This is a genomic window from Pantoea sp. GM01, from assembly GCF_000282675.1.
In the GTDB taxonomy this organism is placed as follows: domain Bacteria; phylum Pseudomonadota; class Gammaproteobacteria; order Enterobacterales; family Enterobacteriaceae; genus Pantoea; species Pantoea nemavictus.
The window spans coordinates 26591-47834 of the sequence record NZ_AKIU01000086.1; the positions used below are offsets into that span (position 1 = coordinate 26591).

A 21244-nucleotide genomic window follows, 5' to 3' on the forward strand; every position below is an offset into this window, starting at 1 on the left:
TTGCAAGAAATGGAGTTTATCATAGCCTGTTCACATCGTTTTCCCTGGGTTAACACCAACAAAAAATCCGCTGCGTTACTGGCCATTGCTGTCGCCCTCTCTCTCGCCAGCTGCTCCTCACCGCCGCCGAAATCGCTGGTAACGCCTTTACCAACGGTCAACAAGCCGCCGATGCCCACCAAACCCACGTTAAGCAAAGAACCGGTGCGTGGCGTGTGGCTGACCACGGTTTCGCGCCTCGACTGGCCACCGATTAATTCAGTCAATGCCAGCCCGGCCAGTCGTATCCATCAGCAGCAACAAGCGTTGACAGACAAGCTGGATAAACTGAAAAGCCTCGGCATCAATACCGTGTTTTTCCAGGTCAAACCCGACGGTACCGCGCTGTGGCGTTCAAGCATTTTGCCGTGGTCCGATATGCTGACTGGCAAAATCGGTGCAGATCCCGGCTACGATCCGCTGAAATTTATGCTCGATGAGGCGCACCAACGCGGTATGAAGGTGCACGCGTGGTTTAATCCCTATCGCGTCTCTACCAATGTCAAATCCTCCACCATGAATGCGCTGAACAATACGTTAGCGCTGCAGCCGGCTAGCGTGTATGTGCTGCATCGCGACTGGATCCGCACCGCCAGCGATCGCTTCGTACTCGATCCAGGCATTCCTGCGGCGCGTGACTGGATCACCAGCATCGTTGCAGAAGTGGTGTCGCATTACCCCATTGATGGCGTGCAGTTCGATGACTATTTCTATACCGAAACGCCCGGTTCGATGCTCAACGACAGCGCCACTTTCCGCCAATATGGTCAGGGCTTTGCCTCTAAGGCTGACTGGCGGCGCAACAATACCTTGTTATTGATTGAGCAGGTTTCACGCACCATTAAGCAGCTCAATCCAAACGTGGAATTTGGCGTCAGCCCAGCGGGCGTGTGGCGCAATCTTTCCCATGATGCGGCGGGCTCCGACACGCGCGGTGCGGCCGCTTACGACGAAGCCTATGCCGATACGCGCCGCTGGGTGCAAATGGGGTTACTCGATTACATCGCGCCGCAGCTTTACTGGCCGTTCGCGCGCCAGGCAGCACGTTACGACGTCCTGGCCAATTGGTGGGCCGAGGTGGTGAAGCCGACGCACACGCGCCTGTATATTGGCGTCGCGCTGTATAAAATCGGCGAAGCCTCGAAAAGCGAACCCGACTGGACGGTCAACGGCGGCGTGCCGGAGTTGAAAAAACAGCTCGATCTCAATGAGTCGGTGCCGCAAATTAACGGTACGATTTTGTTCCGCGAAAATTACCTCAATCAGCCGCAAACGCAAGATGCGGTGAATTATCTGAGAAGTCGCTGGGGCCGGTCGCCATAGAGGCAAAATAACGATTAGTTAAGCACCGTATCAAATCACCGCACCTTCCGTAGCGGCGCGATTTATCGCGCAATAAATTGCGCCGCTACAATGGGTGCTCTCGGTAATGAGGTTTTTCATGTCTTAACTGACAACCATTACGCCATAAACCGCGCAATATGCTTGTTAAGCCAGCAACTCCTCACTCTGCATCAAGGCAAAAAACGACTCCAGTTCACGCAGCATCATGGAGGCGGCAATGGACAGCTGACGCTGCGGCGCGACGCACAGCGATAAGGTAAAGGGTTTCAGCACGGTATCGATCAGCGGGATAAACTTCAGTTCACCGCGCCGATATTCATCGACGATATCCAGCCAGCACATCAGGCTGATGCCCACGTCATCCCGCACCAGCGAACGCAGCATGTGAATGTTATTGGTGCGCGCCACTTCATTAATCTTAATCCCCGAACTGTTTACCAACGCGTCCAGCGGATCGGCCAGCATCAGCGGCGCAGCCGGTACGATAAACGGCCAGGATTCACAGTGGCTAAAGCGAATAGATTCCAGATTAGCCAGCGGATGTTGGCTACTTACTACAATCCCCAGACGTAAATCAGCAAACGACTTCACCAGCAGCTCGCGCGAGCTTTGCGGATTGAGCATGATGCCGAAATCCGCATCCCCCGCCGTCAGCGCGTTGGCAATATGAATGTTGCTCATGGTGGTCAGCGTAAACGAAATGCCCGGATAGTCGGCGCGAATGCGCTGCAAAATTGCGGAGAAGAAGCCGCGATTAATGGCATCGATGGTGGCGATATGCACGTGACCGTGGCGCAACCCGCGCAGATCGTCCAGTTGGGTACAGACGCGGCCAAAGTCGCGCTGCCAGTTTTTTGCTGCATTCAGCAGGATCTCACCGGCGGCGGTCATACGTAATCCTGATGGATGGCGCTCAAACAGCGGCATATCCAGCTGCTCCTCCACCCGCAATATCTGCCGATCGATTGACGATGCCGAGACGTGCAGCACCTCAGAAGCCTTGCGCAGTGAACCCTGGCGGGCCACCTCAGTGAAATAAAGCAGAAATCGGGAGAAGGCGAACATAAGGGGTGCTCTCTTTTTTGCAACGCATCATGCGAATTAAACAGATGGACGCTTACACAAGGGCAAAATAATAATCGTCGCCATGATAAAAACAAGGGTTTGCGTAGCTGCAACGCTGGTGACATCCCTGTTCAGGCAGACAGATTATGAAATCGACCAACTTCCCTGTCACCGTCATCGCAAAGCAGGTCAACGGTGCAGGCAATGTGTTATTTACGCTGGCGAGTGACAACGCCCAGCCGCTGCCGGCCTTCACGCCCGGTGCGCATATCGATGTAGTGATTCCCGACTGCGGTACGCGCCAGTATTCACTCTGTGCAGCGGCGGCAACGGCCGATCGTTACGAAATTTGCGTGCGTCTTGATGATAACTCCAGCGGCGGTTCGCGCTGGCTGCACCAGCAAGTCGACTGCGGCGCTAGCTTACAGATCTCCGCACCTCGCAACCATTTTCCCCTGCCACACGCGCCGCGCACGCTGCTGTTTGCTGCGGGTATCGGATTAACCCCGCTACTGGTGATGGCCGAAGCGCTGGCGGCGCGCCAGGCGGATTTCACGTTGCATCTTTATCTCAAACGCGCCGATGAGTTGGCATTCAGCGAACGCCTCAACCAGCTTGGCGCACAGCTGGTAGTCCACTACAGCAGCGAAGGTGACAGCCTGCGCCAGCACATCCCGGACGATCTCAAGCAACCGCACAACAGCGTACTGGTCGCCTGCGGCCCGGCCGGTTTTATGGGCGCGTTGCAGCAGCGGGCGTTGCAGCAAGGCTGGAAGGCCGATCAATTGCACAGCGAACGCTTCAAACCCACAGCGGCAGTGACGGCTGGCGGCGCGTTTGCCGTGGAAATCGCCTCTTCCGGCGCACGCTATGCCGTGGGTGCAGAACAAACTATCGCGGAAGTGCTTGAGGAAGCGGGCATTGAAATCGAACTTTCCTGCGAACAGGGCATGTGCGGCGCCTGTATTACCGGCGTAATAGCCGGCGAGCCGGATCACCGCGATGACGTGCTGAGCCAGCAAGAGCGCGCGGCCAATAATTGCATTGTGCTGTGCTGTTCGCGCGCACGATCCCCACTGCTGGTGCTGGATCTATGAACCGTTATCCGGGAGCGACCGGGGCGCGTTTACCCCGCTGGCTGCTGCCAGAAAACTGGCCGCTGACGAACCAGCAACCGCAGCTGGCCACCTTACATTTCCACGCGGCGGGTCTGCAGTTCGAACCTGCCAGCCATCAGCCACATCCGGATTATCTGCCGCTCAACGGCGCGCTGGTGCTGCCGGCCTTTATCGAGCCGCATGCGCATCTGGATAAAACCTTCACAATTCAGCGCAGTCCAGCGCAACAGCCCGGCTTGCTGGCTGCGATTGCAGCGATGCATCAGGACCGTGTGCACTGGAACGTCGAAGATTTGCAGCAGCGCGCCACGCAGGCGCTGCACTGGGCGGTGGAAGCCGGTGTCGGTTTGCTGCGCACGCACATTGACTGGTTCTCGGTTGATGCACCATTAGCGTGGCAAGTGATTGGCGATCTGCACCATCCGCTGTGCAATCTCGAACGCGTGGCGCTGGCGCCCCTCACCTTCTTCGCCGATGCCAGCGATGCACAGCATATTGCCGCGCAGGTGGCGACCAGCGGTCCGGGCGCGCTGTTGGGCGGTTTTATTCATAGCAGCAACTGGGATGCGCAGGCGTTTCAGCATCTGCTGGACGCCGCCGAGCTGTGGCAGCTGGATGTCGATCTGCATATTGATGAAGAACTTAACCCGCAAGCGCAAGGATTACGCTGGCTGGCGCACTATTTGCAGCAGCATCCCTTTAGCGGGCAGATCACCTGTAGCCACAGCTGTGCGTTATCGCAGCAGGACGATGCGGAGCAGATTCTCGATGTGCTCGCTCAACATAAGGTCACATTGATTGCGCTGCCGCTCACCAATCTGCTGTTACAGGATGCGGTGCCGGATCGCACGCCGCGTCAGCGCGGGTTAACGCTGGTAAAAGAGGCGCAGGCGCGCGGCATGCCGCTGCTGCTCGGTGCCGACAACGTGCAGGACGCGTTTTGCCCGTTCGGCAGCTATGACCCGCTTGATACGTTGTTTAGCGGTTTGCTCAGTCTGCAACTCGACGCGGCGTTTGATCAGGCCTCGGCGCTAATCTGCCAACGCAGCGCGCTGCAGGCCAACGATTTAGTGATATTTCCTGATGCTGAGGTGGCGAGCTGGCCGTTACGTCAACGCCAGCGCTATCGGCTAAAAAACGGTGTGCGTTATGGAGAAACAACAGATGGCGCTTGATGAAGGAGCGGGAAAACCGCTGGCGAAATATGCTGCGTGGCGACGCGCGGGCGACTTCATTTTCCTCTCCGGCATTATCCCGGTGAATCCGCAAACTGCCACCATCGTGCGCGGTTACGACGACATTCCTGAAGCGGCGCAGCAACTGCTGGGTCGCAGCGGTGAGTTCTCCACCGATATCAAAGAGGGACCGATTCTGGCGCAAAGCTGGTACGTGCTGGAGAGCATTCGCGCCACCATCGAAAGCGCGGGCGGCCAGATGAGCGATGTCTTCAAGCTGGTGCAGTATTTCCGCAATCTCGACCATTTCCCCCACTACAGCCGGGTGCGTAAGCAGTTTTTCCCTGATGCACCGCCGGTTTCTACCGTGGTGCAGGTGAGTGAGATGCTGCCGAGCCCGGACGTACTGATTGAAGTTGAAGCCACGGCGTGGTTGCCGCAATAACACGAGGAGTTGAAATGTTGCATGGTTATATTCCGGCAAACCGCTTTTTGCCGTATCTGAGCTGGACCGATATCGCCACGCTGGACGATAAAGCTAACACCGTTATCGTGTTGCCAACCGGCGCGATTGAGCAGCATGGCCCACACCTGCCGTGCGCGGTGGATAGCGTGATCTCCTCGGGCGTGGTCGGTCATGCGCTGGCGCGTTTACCGGCGGCGATCCCGGCTTACGCCATCCCGCCCATCACCTATGGCAAATCAGATGAACATCTGCATTTTCCCGGCACGCTGACGCTGACCGGCGAAACCCTGCTGCACACCATTCTGGAGATTGGCGAATCACTCTATCGCGCCGGTTTCCGCAAATTCCTGATGGTTAACGGCCACGGCGGTCAACCGCAGCCGTTGCAGATGGCGGCGCGCGAACTGCGTCTGCGCCACGGCGACATGATCATCATCATGCAAGACACCTTCAAAGTTCCGAACTGCGCCGAGAGTTTTATGGATGACAAAGAGCGGCAAATGGCGATGCACGCCGGTCACGCCGAAACCGCGCTGATGCTGGCGCTGGCGCCCGACACCGTGCAAATGGACAAAGCGGTGGCTAACTATCCGCCGGCATTCCCCTGCCCAACGCTCTCAACCAACAAACCGATGGCGGCGTGGGCTTCTTACGACTTCGGTCCCAGCGGCGTGATTGGCGATCCGTTGCCCTCCACGCCTGAGCAAGGCGCTGCGATCCTCGACTCGCTGGCGCAAAGCTGGGCGCAGGTCATTACCGAAGTGCATCAAATGACGTGGGTGACACGCGCCGAACCGGCGTGGGGCACCGGCCAGTGGCAAGGCAAAGTATTAGACCACAACGACGCAGCCGCCTTTTTACAACCGCGCTAGGGAATATTGATGAAAAAAACATTTAGCATTGCTGCCGCACTTGCGCTGGCCCTGTCGGCCCCGAGCATGGCGGCTGAGAAATTCACCTTTATGACCAACTGGTATGCGCAGGCCGAGCACGGCGGCTTCTACCAGGCGCAGGCACAGAATCTGTATCGTGATGCTGGTCTCGACGTCACCATTAAAATGGGGGGTCCGCAGGTGCATACCATGCAGCTGATGGCCGCGGGCCAGGCGGATTGCATCATCAGCGATAACATGCAGGCGCTGGAAATCTGGCAGCAAGGCGTGGAAGCGATGCCGGTGGCCACCACCTTCCAGCACTCGGCCATTGCGTTTCTCACCCATCCGGACGTGAAGAGTCAGGCCGATCTGCAGGGCAAAACTTTCCTGCTGGCCGCCGAAGCCTACACCTCCTATTGGCCGTGGGCGCAGAGCGCATTGAACCTGAAAAATGCCCGTGTGCGCCCTTATACCTTCAGCATTCAGCCGTTCCTCGCCGATAAAACTCTGGTGCAGCAAGGCTATATCACCTCCGAACCGTTTGCCGTGCAGAAGGCCAATGCGCAGGCCAATGTTTATCCGATCAGCGATTGGGGTTATCCACCGTACGGCAACAGCATCGTGTGCATGAAATCGACGATTGAGAAACGTCCCGCCGCAGTTGCGGCGTTTGTGAAGGCCTCGATGCAGGGCTGGAAGAATTACCTGCAGGATCCCAGCGCCGGTAACGTGCTGATCAAGAAAGAGAACCCACAAATGAGCGATGAACAGATCGCTTTCGGCATCGCTCAGATGAAGAAATATCAGATGCTGACCGGCGGCGATGCGCAAACCGGCGGTATCGGCATCATGACTGAAGCGCGTCTCAAGCAAACCTGGCAACTGCTGGTCGATACCAAGCTGATCGATCCGGCCAAAGTACCGTTTGATGGCAGCTACACGCTTAAATTCATTCAAGACGTCAAGGTTCTGCCATGAATACCGCCAGCCATCTGACGCTGCTGAATCACGATGCGCAAGCGGTGCCGCGTTCTGCGGCGCCGCCGGCAATTGAAGTGTTGTCAGCAGAAAAAATCTATCCCAACGGCACGCGCGCGCTGCTGCCGGTCGATCTCACCATTCGTCAGGGCGAATTTGTCTCGCTGCTCGGTCCATCCGGCTGCGGCAAAAGTACCTTGCTGAAAATGATCGCCGGGCTGATTGAGCCGACCGATGGCAAATTGCTGCTGTTTCGTCGCGATCGCCGTGAAAATCAGCGCGATCTGCCGCTGTCATTCGTGTTTCAGGAAGCCACGCTAATGCCGTGGAGCAACGTGCATAAAAACGTGCGTCTACCACTCGATTTAGCCGGTGTACCGCGTGCCGAAGCCGATACGCGCGTGCGTGAGATCCTTGAGCTGGTTGGCCTCGGCCAGTTTGGTCACGTGCTGCCGCGCGAGCTCTCCGGCGGCATGCAGATGCGCGTATCGATTGCGCGCGGCCTGGTGACGCGTCCCAAAGTGCTGTTGATGGACGAACCGTTCGGTGCGCTGGATGAGATTACGCGTAACAAGCTGGATAGCGATCTGCTCGATTTATGGCAGGAGCAGAAGCTGACCGTGGTGTTCGTCACCCACTCGATTCAGGAAGCGGTGTTTCTCTCGCAGCGGGTGATCATGATGGCGGCGCGGCCGGGGCGCGTGGTGGATGACATCCGCATTGAAAGTAGTGTGCCGCGTGATGATGAATTCCGCGTCAGCCAGCACTTCACCCAATACGCCCAACAGCTGCAGCGCGGCCTGTTGGCAGCGAGCAAGGAGAGTCAATGATGAAACCGCTAGCGGCACATCGCCAATTTCAGCAGTGGCTATTTCCGGCTATCGTCGCCATCGCCATGCTGCTGCTGTGGCAGTTTCTGGTCACCACCTTCAAGGTGCCAACGTTTCTGGTCCCTTCACCGCTGGTGGTAGCGCAAAGCCTGGTGCAAAACTTCCCGACGCTGTTTATGTCGCTGCTTTACACCCTGAAAATCACCGTCATCTCGTTTGTGCTGGCGATTATTATCGGCTCAATTGTGGCGTTTCTGCTGGTGCAAAATCGCTTTATCGAGACCGCGCTGTTCCCCTATATCGTGTTTTTGCAAGTAACGCCGATCGTCGCCATCGCCCCGCTGATCATCATTTGGGTGAAAGACACCACGCTATCGCTGGTGGTGTGCGCCACGCTGATGGCGGTGTTTCCAATAATTTCCAATACCACGCAAGGTCTGCGTAGCGTGTCGCCAGGTTTGCTGAGCTATTTCCGTCTCAATCACGCCTCGCGGCTGCAGATTCTGCTGCGCCTGCGCATTCCTTCCGCGCTGCCCTACTTCTTCGGTGCGTTGCGCATCTCCAGCGGTTTGTCGCTGATTGGCGCGGTGGTAGCGGAGTTTGTTGCCGGCACCGGCGGCACCGATACCGGGCTGGCGTACCAGATTTTGCAGGCCGGTTATCAGCTCAATATCCCGCTGATGTTTGCCGCGCTGCTGCTAATTTCGCTGGCTGGCTTCCTGCTGTTCGCACTGATGTCGTGGCTGACGCGCCGCGTGCTGGCGGCATGGCATGAGAGTGAGCTAAGTCCCAGCTAATGGTCGCACCCAACGTAGCGGCGCAATTTATTGCGCATTGCTGGCACGGTGAGTGTGAAACAGCGCGATAAATCGCGCCGCTACGATCATGTGCATGCATCAGGTGCGGCGCCAGAACCCAATAAACAATAGGAATAAAACATGTCTGATTCCGATCGCCAGTCTGCACTGGCGGCGCTGGTCGCGGCGTTGCCTGAACTCGACTGGATCAAAGAAGCGCCGAAGGTTAAACGTCTGTCGCGTGATTTCCACTGGTTCAGTCCGGTGCTGAAACCGCAGCTGGAAGAGAAGTTTGCAGAACTGGCGGTGCGACCGCGTGATGAACAGGAGCTCATGCAGATCGTCTCGGCCTGCGCCAAACAGCGCGTGCCGCTGAACCTGCGCGGCGGCGGTACCGGCAACTATGGTCAGCTGATTCCGCTGAACGGCGGACTGATGGTCGATATGACGCGGCTCAACGCCGTTACCGCCGTTGGTCACGGCACGGTGCGCGCGCAGGCGGGCATTCGCCTTGGCGAGCTGGAAGCGCATACGCGTCCGCTCGGCTGGGAACTGCGCTGCATGCCCTCCACCTGGAAACTGGCGACGCTCGGCGGCCTATTTGGCGGCGGATTTGGCGGTGTTGGATCGATCAACTACGGTCCGCTGGCCGCGCCGGGTAACGTGTTGTCGGTGCGACTGATGACCATGGAAGAGACGCCGCGCATTATTACCCTACAAGCGCCGGACGCACTGCTGCTGCATCATGCGTATGGCAGCAACGGCATCGTGCTTGAGATTGAACTGGCGCTGGCGCCACGTCATGACTGGATCGAGCGTCTCGACCTCTTCGCTGACTTCCCGGCAGCGATGGCCTTCGCCGATGCGTTAGCACGCTCGCCCGGCATGGTAAAACGCCAGATTGCCGTATTCGCTGCGCCGGTTCTTGATTACTTCACCGATCTGGCCGCTGCTGATGTGGCGGGCAAGCACGGCGTGATTGCAGTGGTCGGCAGCGAAAGCGATGGGTTGCTAGCTGCGCTGGTAGCTCAACATGCTGGCCGCAATGCACTCCATTTCGCTGAAGGGGAAAACAGCGGCCATTCGCTGATCGAATATTGCTGGAACCACACCACGCTGCAGGCGCTGAAAATCGATAAAACGCTCACTTACCTGCAAACCGCCTATACGGCGGAGAACTATCAGCAGCAAGCCGTAGCGCTGGAAGCGCAACTCTCCGATGAAGTGATGTCGCATATTGAATTCCTGCGCGACATGAATGGCAGTATCACCTGCAGCGGTTTGCCGCTGGTGCGCTATAGCGACGAAGATCGTCTTAACGCCATCATGGATATTTACCGCGCTAATGGCGTGAAAATAAATAATCCGCACGTGATTCATATTGAAGATGGCAAGCAAGGCATGGTGCGCGCCGATGTGGTGGCGATGAAACGCGCCTGCGACCCGCATAATTTATTAAATCCCGGCAAATTACGCGGCTGGGAAGTGCGTGACACGTTACCGGATGTGCCTATTCCGGGCGTGAATTGATCATTTTATTTTAATTAGGGATGTGCAAATGAAAACACTTAAATGTGTCGGATTGGCTGCGCTGTTTTTCCCTCTGGCTCCGGCGGCATTCGCCGCCACGCAGAGCAATATCAGCGATTGTCAGTACGATGCCAGCGGGGTAAATAGCTTTAGCGATATATTTACCTGCGGCACGGTGAGCGGCAGTTTACGCACGCTTTATTACTCCACGCATAATGCGTATTTCGCCAAAGGGTTCAATCAGGATACCGCCAGCTACGGCGGCAGCCTGAAATATGAAACGGCGCCGGTCTATGGTTTTCGTGCGGGTGTCAGCGCGATATTCCTGCGCGGCATCGATCATCCCGATGAAGCACATACCATTAGTGATATTGGTGATAATCAGACCAACGTCGGTGAAGCCTATTTAAGCTGGCAGCAGGATGATTTCCACATCACCGCCGGCGATCAGCGCATCAATATTCCCTTTGTCGGCGACTACGACTGGCGTATTACGCCAATTCTGTTCCGCGGCGTGGATGCTAATTACGGCGACAGCACCAATTATCTCCATGCCACCAAAGTCTGGCGTTATAAGCCCTGGGGCGACGATCAGTTCCTCAACACCACCGCCTACACCGATATTGATGAGCGCACTAACGGCATGTGGGCGATTGGCGGCGGGCGCGGTACGCAGTGGGATGATAAAAAGCTCGCGGGTCAGTTGTGGTACGAAGAGTACGCCGACTATTCACGCCTGGTGTACGGCGAGTCCCATTTGCAGTGGCAACAAACGTTATTCCAGCCGGACGTGGGCTTGCAATTTATGCGTGGCACCAGCGACGGCAAAGCGTTAGCAGGTGAAGTGAACAGCACCTCTTACGGTGCACAGCTGGCGCTAAGCTTTACCCCAGCGCTGAGCTGGAAGCTGGGTTATAACCACATCGCCGCCAGTGCCAATAGCTGGGGCAACGGTTCGCTGGTCGTGCCGTATGCGCATAACACGTCATCCGGCCCCTATTTCGCCCAGCCGTTCTTTACCAGCACCCAGGATTTAGGCAGCGGCAATGCTTATTCCACCAATCTGAATTACGTGCTGAATGAAAATCTTTCACTGGGTACGCAATATTCATTTATGGATCTTAAACCTTCAGCCGCTTCAGACAGTATTAATCAATCTGAATATCTGGTCTATTTCACCTGGGCCTTCAGCGGCGTGCTAAAAGGATTGAGTGTGACTGATTTCGCCGGGGTGCAAACGTCACCGCTGTACGATAGTCACTTCTGGCAAAACCGTTTAAGTTTGCAATACGATTTTTAACGTAATATCCGCCAGCAACCTCCTGTTGCTGGCTATTTTCATTAATAGGGATCGGTGGCGCTCATTAATTCAATACTGCGTTCCACCCCGTTCACCCGCACCTTAAGAAAACGTCGGGTACGCCAGCTGCCATCGGGATTTTGCACCGCTTTTTCAAATGTCGGGCCATGCAGCAGCAGCTCTTTATTATTGTTGTAACCAAAGCCGACATCTTTATTGCCAATCCAGTGCTGCTCAAACGCCACGACTTTCGCCGCATCCAGCGTTCTACTCTCTTCGGCGCTGCAGGCGGTAAAACTTTTACGGAAAATAAAGCATAAACCGGCCTGATAACGATCTTTGCCATTGGTCTCTACCAGCGCAATCGAGAAACCGGTATAGGCGGCGATTTTGACGTAGAGTTTGGTGCGCGCGCCCTGGCCGGAAATATGCACCTTCACCACCGGGCTGGAGCCTTCGCTGTGCCAGCTACCAATCGAATCGGCATTGTCACGCGCCTGCAAATAGATATTGGCGGCGCCTTCTGGTGTGCGATTGCTGAAGTCGACCTGGGTTTCACTTTGCGAAAGATATTGCGCGGTGCCGACTATGCGCACGTGTATTTGCGTGGACGACCCTGAAAAGTTGAATTCACCGACGTAAAACCACTGGTCAGCGTCTTTACGGTTATCCATATGATGCTGCGAAGTGATGACATCGTAATTAAGCGAGCCCTGAATAATCGCGCCCCAATCAGAGATCTCCATCACGCCACGATCGCCTTCCGCCAGCAGAGCCCATGGCTCAATGCCATCGGTGCTGTAATCAAAACCGGCGCTCTGATTGTGAATGCTCTTTTGAATAATGGTGGCGCGACAGTAGCCGAGTTTGAGCGGATTAGCGGTCGACTCAATCGCTAAACCTTCAATCACCCACTGACCGTTCGTTAGGTCACCGGCAAATTCGGAATGCTCAATCCAGCCATTGCGGATAAAGGATTGGGTACAACGCGGCAGATCCAACACCGGTTTCAGGGTGCCGCCTTGCAGGTTGAAATTTGATAGCTCAATCGCCGTAGAGTGATCCCACGCCCCCTGAGCCTGATCGGACCAGCGCGCATAGACGATGCTGTCCTGGCAGCCGCGCGCATAAAACTGGTCGATTTTACAATCCAGCGTATCGATCAAATCGAGTGCGCGCCCGCCCAAATAACGGAACTCCATGCTGCTGACGCGCAGGAACTGGCCACCTGTGATGGTGTTAGCAAAGAAGCCCACTTTGTTAAACGCTGTGCCGCCATCCTCACCACTATTGGAACTCATCCCTTTGACGACAAAACCGGAAACTTCGGCGTAACGCGCCTTTACTTTGAAGAAATGCAGGCCGCGCGGTTTGGTTTCCCAGTTAAACACCAGCGTGGTAGTCGGAAAATAGCCGAAGTTAACCGATGCGCCGGTGACTTTAAAACGGTTGATTTCAGTGGCCGAGATATCAAACGTCGACATGCTAAACACGCCTGCGGTAAAGCGAATCCCAGCCGAAGGCAATACGCGCTGTGACCAGGCAAACATGCGCTTCACCGCCTCTACACAGTCAGTTTTACCATCGGCGACCGCGCCAAAATCAACCACCGTTACTGCGTTGTAATCGAACAGCACACGCTTCCAGCGCTTTCTTCCAGCGGTAACAAAGTTCAGTCCGCCATCATCTACGGTTGTGGTATCGGAAGCATCGTAGATAAATACACCACCGCCCATTTTAGTGCCTTGTGTATATTCCAATACCGAAGCAACTTCACCTGCGGTTGACGGCTCCGTCGCACGTAGTTGTGCGATATCACGTAACTGAATCACAGATGCCGCTGCCGCAACGGCATTTTGCGGCGTGATATTGGTATTGCCGGACGAATTCGTCATGGTGTACCCCTTAACCGTTAAGAGAAAGTAACTGCCCCCTGCAGTATAAGTAACTGAAAATTAATATGTTGCTGAGTACCAATCTAAACAACGGCATTGAGAGCCCGCCTGGCATTCTGCTTTAGACAACGCCATGAATTGTGATAGAAAGCGCAGCGACAAAATGATGATTAACAGAATTTTCGCAGGCAGGTTGTGGCTTTGATTGGCGCGGATAAGCCGTAAACACCGGGTAATACCCGTGATTTCCTCAGCGGAGAATTGATTTATTTTCATCAACAGTGAAGCGGCCAGTAACTATAAGTTACTGGCCGCGCGGTTCAGAACGTGGCGTTCAGGCCGACATTCCAGCTAACCTGATGGTAATCACTGTTACCGGCGACGGTTGAAACGGCGGCAAACGCATTCACCGTTTGCCCGCGCGGCACGTTGGCGCCAAGCGACATGTCCAGCCAGTTTTTGTCGCCGGCTTCAATGCTGCGCTCAAAAGAAGTACGCGTTGATTTCAGCCCAGCCCGCACCGTGGCATCGGTATCGCCAAACTGGTGATTGTAACTGACCTGCGCCCACGGATTGACCAGCCACTGTTTGCTATCAATGCGCCAGCCAAGCGAGCCAATCTGCGAATGCGTGGTTTGATCGCCATAGCGCATCGCGGTGCTGCTGTTGCTGTTTTCGCTATAGCCGCCAACGCGGCCGTAATCCAGGGCGTAACCGGCCATGGGTCCGGTACTCAGATGCTCGCCCAACGGCAGCGCCCAGCCGGTTTGTACCCGCATCCCGAGCAATTTTCCGCTGCTGCTACCCTGCTCAGTGCGCTGCGCCGGGCCGATGTGAATGTCACGTTCGATGCTGTCAAAATCGAGATCGGCATAGTGCAGATCGGCGTTGATCCAGCCCTGATCGAACAGCGTCAGTTGGCTATAGAGCGCCACCAGATTGCCGCGCAGCTTGTAATCATAGTTGGAGGAAGGTTGCTGACGCTGGTTGCTGTTGGAGAACAGCACGCCGGTTTGCCAGTTATCGGTGAGCTGATAGCCGATACCGAGCGTGATGTTGGCGGTGTTAGCATCACCGTTATTCCAGCTTTCACCGCGATAATCGACATGCTGCCCGGCATAACCGCCAAACACGCTGAATTGACCGGCATTCGCTGGCTGTTGACGCTGCTGCTGCAGATGTCCGTCCAGCGTATTTTGCATATCGCGCGCCATCATCAGCGGTGACTGCGATAGCGCCGCCACCTGCGCGGGCGCATCGAGAATCGACTGAATGTAATCGGCGATCATCGCATGGACTGCCGGGCTGGGATGCAGGTGATCGGCAAACAGATAATCCTGCGCGCGGGTAAAACCGGGTGTGCCAGAAGTGCATTCCGCCGCCGACGTTCCCACCGGACAGGCCATGCCGATGGTATTAGTCAAACCATATTGCGTGGGGCTGGCGATCACTTCATTAAACAAACCGGCGATATCAACGCGCACGATGTTGCTGCGCAGCGCCGCCAATCCCGCTTCTTGTTGTTGGTTGTAGCCATCAGACAGTGCAGTAACCTGCTCGGTGAGCACTTGCCATGCGGCATACAGCTGCTGTGCCAGTGCATCGCGCACCAGCGGGATTGACGAAATCTGCCCTGCCGCCTGGTCAAAAGCCTGCTGCACCGCCTGCTGGCGCGCGGCGGCATCGGGCGTTGCTGCACTATCCAGCGACTGAAATGCCGCCACCAGCGCCGGTGTGGCAGCCGAACCCAGCACGCTTAAAACCGCTTCCACCATATAGGGCGTCGAACCCAGCTGCGGGACGTTCGGCACAATCACCGCGCCGGCACCGGCATCTAACAGGGTTTTGACCTGGGCCACTGCGGCCGTGGCGCTGGTGCTGATGGTTTCACGCGCGGTCAGCGGATTGGTGACGGCAGCGGCGATGTCGTTGGCGCCGACCCAATGGATGTAGAGCCCGTTGCTGTCAGCGCGACCGCCGGTGGATTGCAGATAGCTCGCCAGCTGATCCTGCGTATTCAGGTTGGGATCAATTTCTGGCACCGCCACCCCGCCACCCTGCGCATAGTTGCTGCCGCCGCGCGACGAGGCTTGCAGATTTTGTCCGAGATGCGCCGCAAGAATTTCGTCATACAGCGGATGTTGCGCACCATCGAACGTGAAGCGACCCACGTTGCCGCCATCACTTAGGCTATCGCCAAACACCGTCAGGTTATCCCACGCCAGCGCGGAAACTGGCGCCAGCAAGGCGCTGAGCGTGGCGAGCGCAACAGCAGAAAGTGCAGATTTAGGGTTTTTCATCATCAACTCCGAAAAGGGTAAACCGCGCGCGGGCAGTCACAGCAGCGCAGGCCAGCAAAGGCGCATCAGGGATGCGCAAAGTGATAACAAGGACGTTAAATATCTAGTCATGAAGCGGAGGTATTACCAGTTTGCTGCTGCAAAATTGCGGGCGCGGTGATGACATGCATTTAAATTAAACCTTTAGATCATCCCGCCGATAACCAAAGATGAACCGTTAAACGGTTCGTTTAAAACATCAGGTCGGTTTCTTAATAACCCCATGCGGCGCTGAAGCGCAGAGAGACACATACAGAAGTGTCCGGCGAAGGGGAATCTTGCGAAGCAGCTGAGGTTGCGCATTGCGGCGCGACCGCCATTACGCTGCGCGCCTTATGTTCAACAGCATAATCATCGCCTGAGGCTGCCCATGTTTGGTGTGAAAAAGTCGAGTCTTTCATTGCCGTTTTATAAAAGTGGCGATGTGATTAAAGATATCAATGCGATCAAACAGCATGTTGCATGGATTGAGTTTTCGCCCCACGGCGAAATCATCACTGCTAATCCCCTATTCCTTGCTACCACCGGCTATCAGCTGAATGAGATTCAGGGCAAGCATCACCGCATCTTCTGCAGCCCGCAGTACAGCCAATCCTCCAGCTACCTCACCTTTTGGCAAACTCTGGCGGCTGGCGAATCGGTTACTGGTATTTTTGAACGCTTCAATAAGCAACATCAGCGCTTCTATCTTAGTGCCACTTATTTCCCGGTAAGTGATGAGAAAGGCCATGTTTATAAGGTGATTAAAGTCGCTTCCGATATCACCGAACGTCATCAGGAGCTGGAGCATAAAGAGGCGGTGATTACCGCGCTCGACCTCTCCATGGCGGTGATTGAATTCACGCCGGATGGCCAGATCCTCAGCGCTAATAATAACTTCCTGACTCACATGGGCTATGAGTTGGCTGCAATTGTTGGGCAGCACCATCGTCTGTTCTGCTTCGATAACTTCTATCGCGAGAATCCCGACTTCTGGCGCAAGATTGCCAAAGGACAACATTTCGTTGGCCGCTTCGAGCGCAAAACCGCCAGCGGCGAACGTATCTGGCTGGAAGCCAGCTACAACCCGGTGTATGACGCGGATGGCAAAGTCTACAAGGTGATTAAGATTGCGTCGGACATCACCGCGCGCGTAGAAGCCGCCAAGCGGGTGGCCGATATTGCGCTCACCACCTCGGAAGAGACCTCGCAAATCACCGATAACGCCAACGAAGTGCTGGATGAAACCATCCGCAACTCGGGCCTTGTCGCGGTACAGGTGAATGCGGCGACCGCCATCGGTGCCGAGCTCAACGCCTCGGCGAAAAGCATCAGCGAGGTGGTCGAGACCATCAACCTGATCGCCTCACAAACCAATATTCTGGCACTCAATGCGGCGATTGAATCCGCGCGCGCCGGTGAAGCCGGTCGCGGCTTTAGCGTGGTGGCGGGCGAAGTGCGGCGCCTGGCGGCATCAACCTCCAGCGCCACCAGGCAGATCACTCAGGTGGTCGAACACAACGCCAGCCTGATTGCGCAAATGGAGCAGCAGCTGAATGAGGTGAAGCAGTTTGTGGTGACCGAGCAGGATAAAATCAGCGTGCTGTCACGCAGCCTGCGCGAGATTAACAGCGGCGTACATGAGTTTGTGAATGTGATACATCGGTTGGATGTTTGAGACGAAGAGGCTTCATACCGCACATTTTCGCTAGCGGCGCGATTTATCGCGCCGCTACCGTATCTGCGGAAAATTACATCATTTGCGGTTCACGGATTGCCTGACCTTTGGCAAAGCGCGCCAAACTGTACGGCGTCATATCGGTGAACAGCGGTTTATTATTCACCCGCTGCGCGCACAGCAAACCCGCGCCGGGGCCGATACCAAAACCGTGCCCGCTGAAACCCGAGGCGATAAACAAACCTGGCAGGTTATTCATCTCATCAATCACCGGCACCAGATCCGGCGTGGTATCTATCCAGCCGCCCCATGCGTGATCGACTTTAATGCCGTTCAGCTGAGGATAAAGCTGCACCAGCGCCTGCATCGCTTCCTGCACGATGCCATTATCCGCTGCTGGATCGAGGGTGCGGATCTTCTCGAACGGCGACACGCCCTGGTTCGACCACGCACCCGCCGCTTCCGGACCGTTAAAGAATGAGCCGTTAATTCGCACCTTGAGCTTCTTGGCGATTTTGCTGCGATACATCGGGTAGAACCTGGTGGCATAGCGGATATTTTGCGGCGCAAGATCAATCTGCCCGCGCCCGGAAAGCGCCACGGTGTAGCTGCCATCCTGGCGACGGCGAATGCACAAGCCACCGGTGCTCAGACAACCTTTGATCACTTCCGGGGCGGCGGTGGTTTTGAACGCGGTGCCGAGAATATTGGCGCTCGGCAATTCAATGCCGTATTGCTTTAGGAAGCGCGAACTCCACGCGCCGCCGCAGCAAATTACGCGGTTCGCTTTTACCAGGCCGCGCTCGGTCCAGACGCCCGTCACGCGTCCGCCGGAGACATCCAGGCCGCGCACCGCGCAGCGTTGATGCACAAAAGCACCCAGATTTTTCGCGCCGGTGGCGATGGCCGGTGCGGCAAGTGACGGCTCAGCGCGGCCATCGCTCGGCGACCACACGCCGCCGACCCAAGGCGAACTGTTGCCGATGCGATCGCGCGCTTCTTTCGCTGATAGCAAATGGCTAACAAAGCCGATTTGCTGCGCCTGTTTTCCCCACGCTTCCCAGCGCGCCAGATCGCTTTCGCTCTGTGTACCGTAAGTGATGCCCTGACGTGAGAAGCCCAGATCGAGGCCGATTTCTCGGCTTAACTCATCCCAGCGCTGTAAACTGCGGATCGCCATCGGCAACTCGTACAGGTCGCGGTTCTGCTGACGAACCCAGCCCCAGTTGCGCCCGGACTGCTCACCGCCAATTACCCCTTTTTCAAACAGCGCCACTGAAACGCCCTGTTTGGCCAGCTCATAGCTCACCGAGGTGCCAATAATGCCGCCGCCAATCACAATCACATCAACGGATTCGGGAAAGCGTTCACTGTCTGCAACTGCATTAACTTTTATGCGCATCGTCTTAAGTCCTGCACGCCACTAGGGTGACGAAATCACAAATGATGTTCAGAGGGGATGTGCATGATCCACAACACTCTGGCTTCACTCGCGCTATGGTTGAAAATGTTATGCGGTAAATGGCTCTGAAACTGGAAGCTATCGCCAGCGCGTAATCGGGCGCTGTCGCCATCAATCTCCAGCGTCAACTCACCCTCCATCACTAAACCCGCCTTCTCGCCCTTGCCCATCAACATTTCGTCGGAACGCACGCCCGGTGGAATATTGATAAACATAAACTGCAAATCGTGTTCGCCCGCCGCTGACAGCATCTCCTTTGAGATGCCCCGTTTCCCGACGTTGAAATGCGGTCGCTCAACGGCGCGCCGCACATAATGCTCCGCGCCGCGCAGCGTCGATGCGTGCTCTTCGAGAAAGGCAGAGAGCGGCACCTTCAGCACCAGCCGCAGCTGCTCCAGCACACGCACGGTGGGATTGGTCAGGTTGCGCTCTATTTGGCTAATGGCGCCAGCGGATACATTCGCCAGCTGCGCCAAATCAGTGATGGTCATATTGCGCGCCTTGCGAATCCGTTTCAGGCGCGATCCAATATCCGCTTCCTGCGCGCCCGTCGCTTCGTCACTGATATTCACTTTTTTCATCGGCTTTAACCCTTCCAGCGGATAACTTTATCGAATTTCGCACAGCGCAGTCGCCGCGTTTATTTCCCTGACACTGTGTTTTTCGCTGAAATTAAGGGTGCGAGACAGCAATATATGCCGCAGCAATGTTATGGCATGCCCCATTTGGTTTTAATGGTCTGCAAGGTGCCGTCATCTTTCATCGCGGTTAAGGCGCTATTAATTTCGGCCATTAATTTATCGTTGCCTTTTTTCACGCCAAACGCCATCGGCGAAACATGTTCGGGCTTATAACCGTCAATCACATGCATGCCTTTTAACCCACCGGCTTTTTCCTGCGCTTTAAGAATCGGATAATCATTCATCCCCGCCGCGATGCGTCCCAGCGATAAATCACGCGTCATATCAGCCGGGCTGTCATAAACCTTCACCTCTTTGGCGATGCCGCTGGCCATCAGGCTTTGGGTATAATCGGTGCCTGCCATGGTGCCGACGATGTCACCCTTCACATCCTGCCACGAGTTATAGGTCTTCTTGTTGTCATCGCGCACCACCAAACCGGCACCAAATGCGGTCACGGGCTGCGAGAAAGTAATACGTTTGGCGCGCTCTTCCGTGGGCGTCATACCCGCCACAATCATGTCGATTTTGCCGGCAATCACCGACTGAATCAGGGTGGAAAAAGGAATCGCCGTGTAATTAATTTCAAGGTGCTGGCGCTTAGCCACTTCTGCCGCTACGTCGGGCATGAAGCCTTCAATTTTACCGCTTTTAGTATCGAGGAAAGTGGTCGGCGCGCTGGACGGCGGCGAGCCCGCGGTGAGCGCCGCAGCCTGGGCATTGAGGCTAAATGCAGCCGCCAGACAGGCGAATAATAACCGGGAACGATTAGCAGACATAACTCACTCCTGAATCAAATGAAAAGGGCGAACGTCATTTTCACTATAATGAAATTATTCAGGTGGGTGTCAATGTTTTATTTAAGCAAAATGCGTGAATTCACAATTCACAGATAAACCCTTTGATTACATGCATTATTACACCTATAGCTTGTTCATATGGCGATAATAAGTAAAAGCTATCTCTCCCCGGCGGGTATTGATTGACAGTGATTTGCTATCGGGGATATTCATTATAATGAAATTAACCTGCAGGGGATTATCATGGATTGGAGTAGTATTCACGTTTATCTGCCCTTCCTGTTGCAAGGGGCAGAAATGACGATTTACATCACCCTTTTGTCTCTGATAATCAGTACACCGCTGGGACTGATTTTCGCCGCAGCGAAGATGTGTCCGTGGAAAATAGTCTCCTGGCCCATCGCGACCGTGATTAATATTACGCGCGGCCTGCCAATGATTGTGGTGCTGTTTTATATCTATTTTGTCTTTCCGGATATCGGCATCACGCTGTCGTCATTCCAGGCCAGCGTAATTGGCATTGCCTTCTGCTTTTCAACCTATATCGCGGAGATTTTCCGGGCCGGTATTGAGTCGGTCGATCGCGGCCAGCTGGAAGCCGCACGATCCATGGGCATGAGTTTTCCGAAAGCGATGTACCGCGTGGTGTTGCCGCAGGCATTTCATGTCGCGCTGCCGCCTTACAGCAATACGCTGGTGATGATGCTGAAAGATTCTGCGCTGGCATCCACCATCGCCGTCACCGAAATGACGCGTCAGGGCCAGCTGATTGCCGCCTCCACGTTCGATAACACCACGGTGTACACGCTGGTGGCGCTGCTCTATCTGGTGCTGTGCCTGCCACTGCTGGCACTGACTAAGCAGCTGGAAAAACGTCAGATTAAAGGAGCCTGA

18 protein-coding genes are annotated in these 21244 nt (G+C 55.6%); 12 read left to right on the top strand and 6 right to left on the bottom strand.

Annotation, left to right across the window (positions count from 1 at the left end):
* The first annotated feature begins 9 nt into the window (after positions 1-9).
* Positions 10-1362 carry a glycoside hydrolase family 10 protein gene (locus PMI17_RS22085; protein WP_007893000.1) on the top strand — a complete coding sequence of 451 codons (1353 nt, stop codon included), beginning with the start codon at positions 10-12 and terminating at the stop codon, positions 1360-1362.
* Between the two features lie 165 nt (positions 1363-1527).
* On the opposite strand, the gene PMI17_RS22090 is transcribed toward PMI17_RS22085, so the two are convergent.
* On the bottom strand, positions 1528-2448 hold the full coding sequence (locus tag PMI17_RS22090) for a LysR family transcriptional regulator (RefSeq protein WP_007893002.1): 921 nt from the start codon (positions 2446-2448) through the stop codon (positions 1528-1530).
* A gap of 146 nt (positions 2449-2594) precedes the next feature.
* On the opposite strand from PMI17_RS22090, the gene PMI17_RS22095 reads away from it, so the two are divergent.
* The 9 genes from PMI17_RS22095 (at position 2595) to PMI17_RS22135 (ending at position 11517) form a co-directional block, all read left to right on the top strand.
* On the top strand, positions 2595-3545 hold the full coding sequence (locus tag PMI17_RS22095) for a PDR/VanB family oxidoreductase (protein ID WP_007893004.1): 951 nt from the start codon (positions 2595-2597) through the stop codon (positions 3543-3545).
* Entirely contained in the window at positions 3542-4741 is a 1200-nt protein-coding gene (locus tag PMI17_RS22100) for an amidohydrolase family protein (protein WP_007893006.1), read from the top strand. Before PMI17_RS22095 ends, PMI17_RS22100 begins: the two co-directional genes overlap by 4 nt.
* Positions 4731-5186, top strand: a complete 456-nt coding sequence (locus PMI17_RS22105; protein WP_007893008.1) for a RidA family protein — start codon at positions 4731-4733, stop codon at positions 5184-5186. Before PMI17_RS22100 ends, PMI17_RS22105 begins: the two co-directional genes overlap by 11 nt.
* Positions 5187-5200: 14 nt before the next feature.
* Positions 5201-6079, top strand: a complete 879-nt coding sequence (locus PMI17_RS22110; protein WP_007893009.1) for a creatininase family protein — start codon at positions 5201-5203, stop codon at positions 6077-6079.
* A gap of 9 nt (positions 6080-6088) precedes the next feature.
* Complete coding sequence (locus PMI17_RS22115; protein WP_007893010.1) at positions 6089-7060, top strand: ABC transporter substrate-binding protein; 972 nt, start codon at positions 6089-6091, stop codon at positions 7058-7060.
* A complete protein-coding gene (locus PMI17_RS22120; RefSeq protein ID WP_007893012.1) occupies positions 7057-7890 on the top strand; it encodes an ABC transporter ATP-binding protein in 834 nt (277 codons plus the stop codon). The genes PMI17_RS22115 and PMI17_RS22120 overlap by 4 nt, the downstream gene beginning before the upstream one ends.
* Positions 7887-8687: an ABC transporter permease gene (locus PMI17_RS22125; RefSeq protein WP_007893014.1), complete on the top strand. Its 801-nt coding sequence runs from the start codon at positions 7887-7889 to the stop codon at positions 8685-8687. The genes PMI17_RS22120 and PMI17_RS22125 overlap by 4 nt, the downstream gene beginning before the upstream one ends.
* 141 nt (positions 8688-8828) lie before the next feature.
* Complete coding sequence (locus PMI17_RS22130; RefSeq protein ID WP_007893016.1) at positions 8829-10217, top strand: FAD-binding oxidoreductase; 1389 nt, start codon at positions 8829-8831, stop codon at positions 10215-10217.
* A 28-nt stretch (positions 10218-10245) separates the two neighbouring features.
* Positions 10246-11517 (top strand): hypothetical protein, encoded by a 1272-nt coding sequence (locus PMI17_RS22135; RefSeq protein ID WP_007893017.1) that lies wholly within the window; start codon positions 10246-10248, stop codon positions 11515-11517.
* Between the two features lie 41 nt (positions 11518-11558).
* Here PMI17_RS22135 and PMI17_RS22140 read toward each other — a convergent pair whose 3' ends face one another.
* Both PMI17_RS22140 and PMI17_RS22145 read right to left on the bottom strand, forming a co-directional pair.
* On the bottom strand, positions 11559-13412 hold the full coding sequence (locus tag PMI17_RS22140) for a hypothetical protein (protein ID WP_007893019.1): 1854 nt from the start codon (positions 13410-13412) through the stop codon (positions 11559-11561).
* 320 nt (positions 13413-13732) lie between these two features.
* Entirely contained in the window at positions 13733-15712 is a 1980-nt protein-coding gene (locus PMI17_RS22145; protein WP_007893020.1) for an autotransporter domain-containing esterase, read from the bottom strand.
* A gap of 409 nt (positions 15713-16121) precedes the next feature.
* On the opposite strand from PMI17_RS22145, the gene PMI17_RS22150 reads away from it, so the two are divergent.
* The gene (locus PMI17_RS22150; protein WP_007893021.1) at positions 16122-17408 is read left to right on the top strand and encodes a PAS domain-containing methyl-accepting chemotaxis protein; all 1287 of its coding nucleotides are present in this window, start codon (positions 16122-16124) and stop codon (positions 17406-17408) included.
* A 73-nt stretch (positions 17409-17481) separates the two neighbouring features.
* On the opposite strand, the gene PMI17_RS22155 is transcribed toward PMI17_RS22150, so the two are convergent.
* From PMI17_RS22155 to PMI17_RS22165, 3 genes are all read right to left on the bottom strand, one after another.
* A complete protein-coding gene (locus tag PMI17_RS22155; RefSeq protein ID WP_007893022.1) occupies positions 17482-18810 on the bottom strand; it encodes an FAD-binding oxidoreductase in 1329 nt (442 codons plus the stop codon).
* 35 nt (positions 18811-18845) lie between these two features.
* Positions 18846-19451, bottom strand: coding sequence for a cupin domain-containing protein (locus PMI17_RS22160; protein WP_007893023.1), 606 nt, complete (start codon positions 19449-19451; stop codon positions 18846-18848).
* Positions 19452-19579: 128 nt separating this feature from the next.
* A complete protein-coding gene (locus PMI17_RS22165) occupies positions 19580-20329 on the bottom strand; it encodes an ABC transporter substrate-binding protein (RefSeq protein ID WP_007893024.1) in 750 nt (249 codons plus the stop codon).
* A 264-nt stretch (positions 20330-20593) separates the two neighbouring features.
* Between PMI17_RS22165 and PMI17_RS22170 the strand changes: the two genes are divergently transcribed.
* On the top strand, positions 20594-21244 hold the full coding sequence (locus PMI17_RS22170) for an amino acid ABC transporter permease (RefSeq protein WP_007893029.1): 651 nt from the start codon (positions 20594-20596) through the stop codon (positions 21242-21244).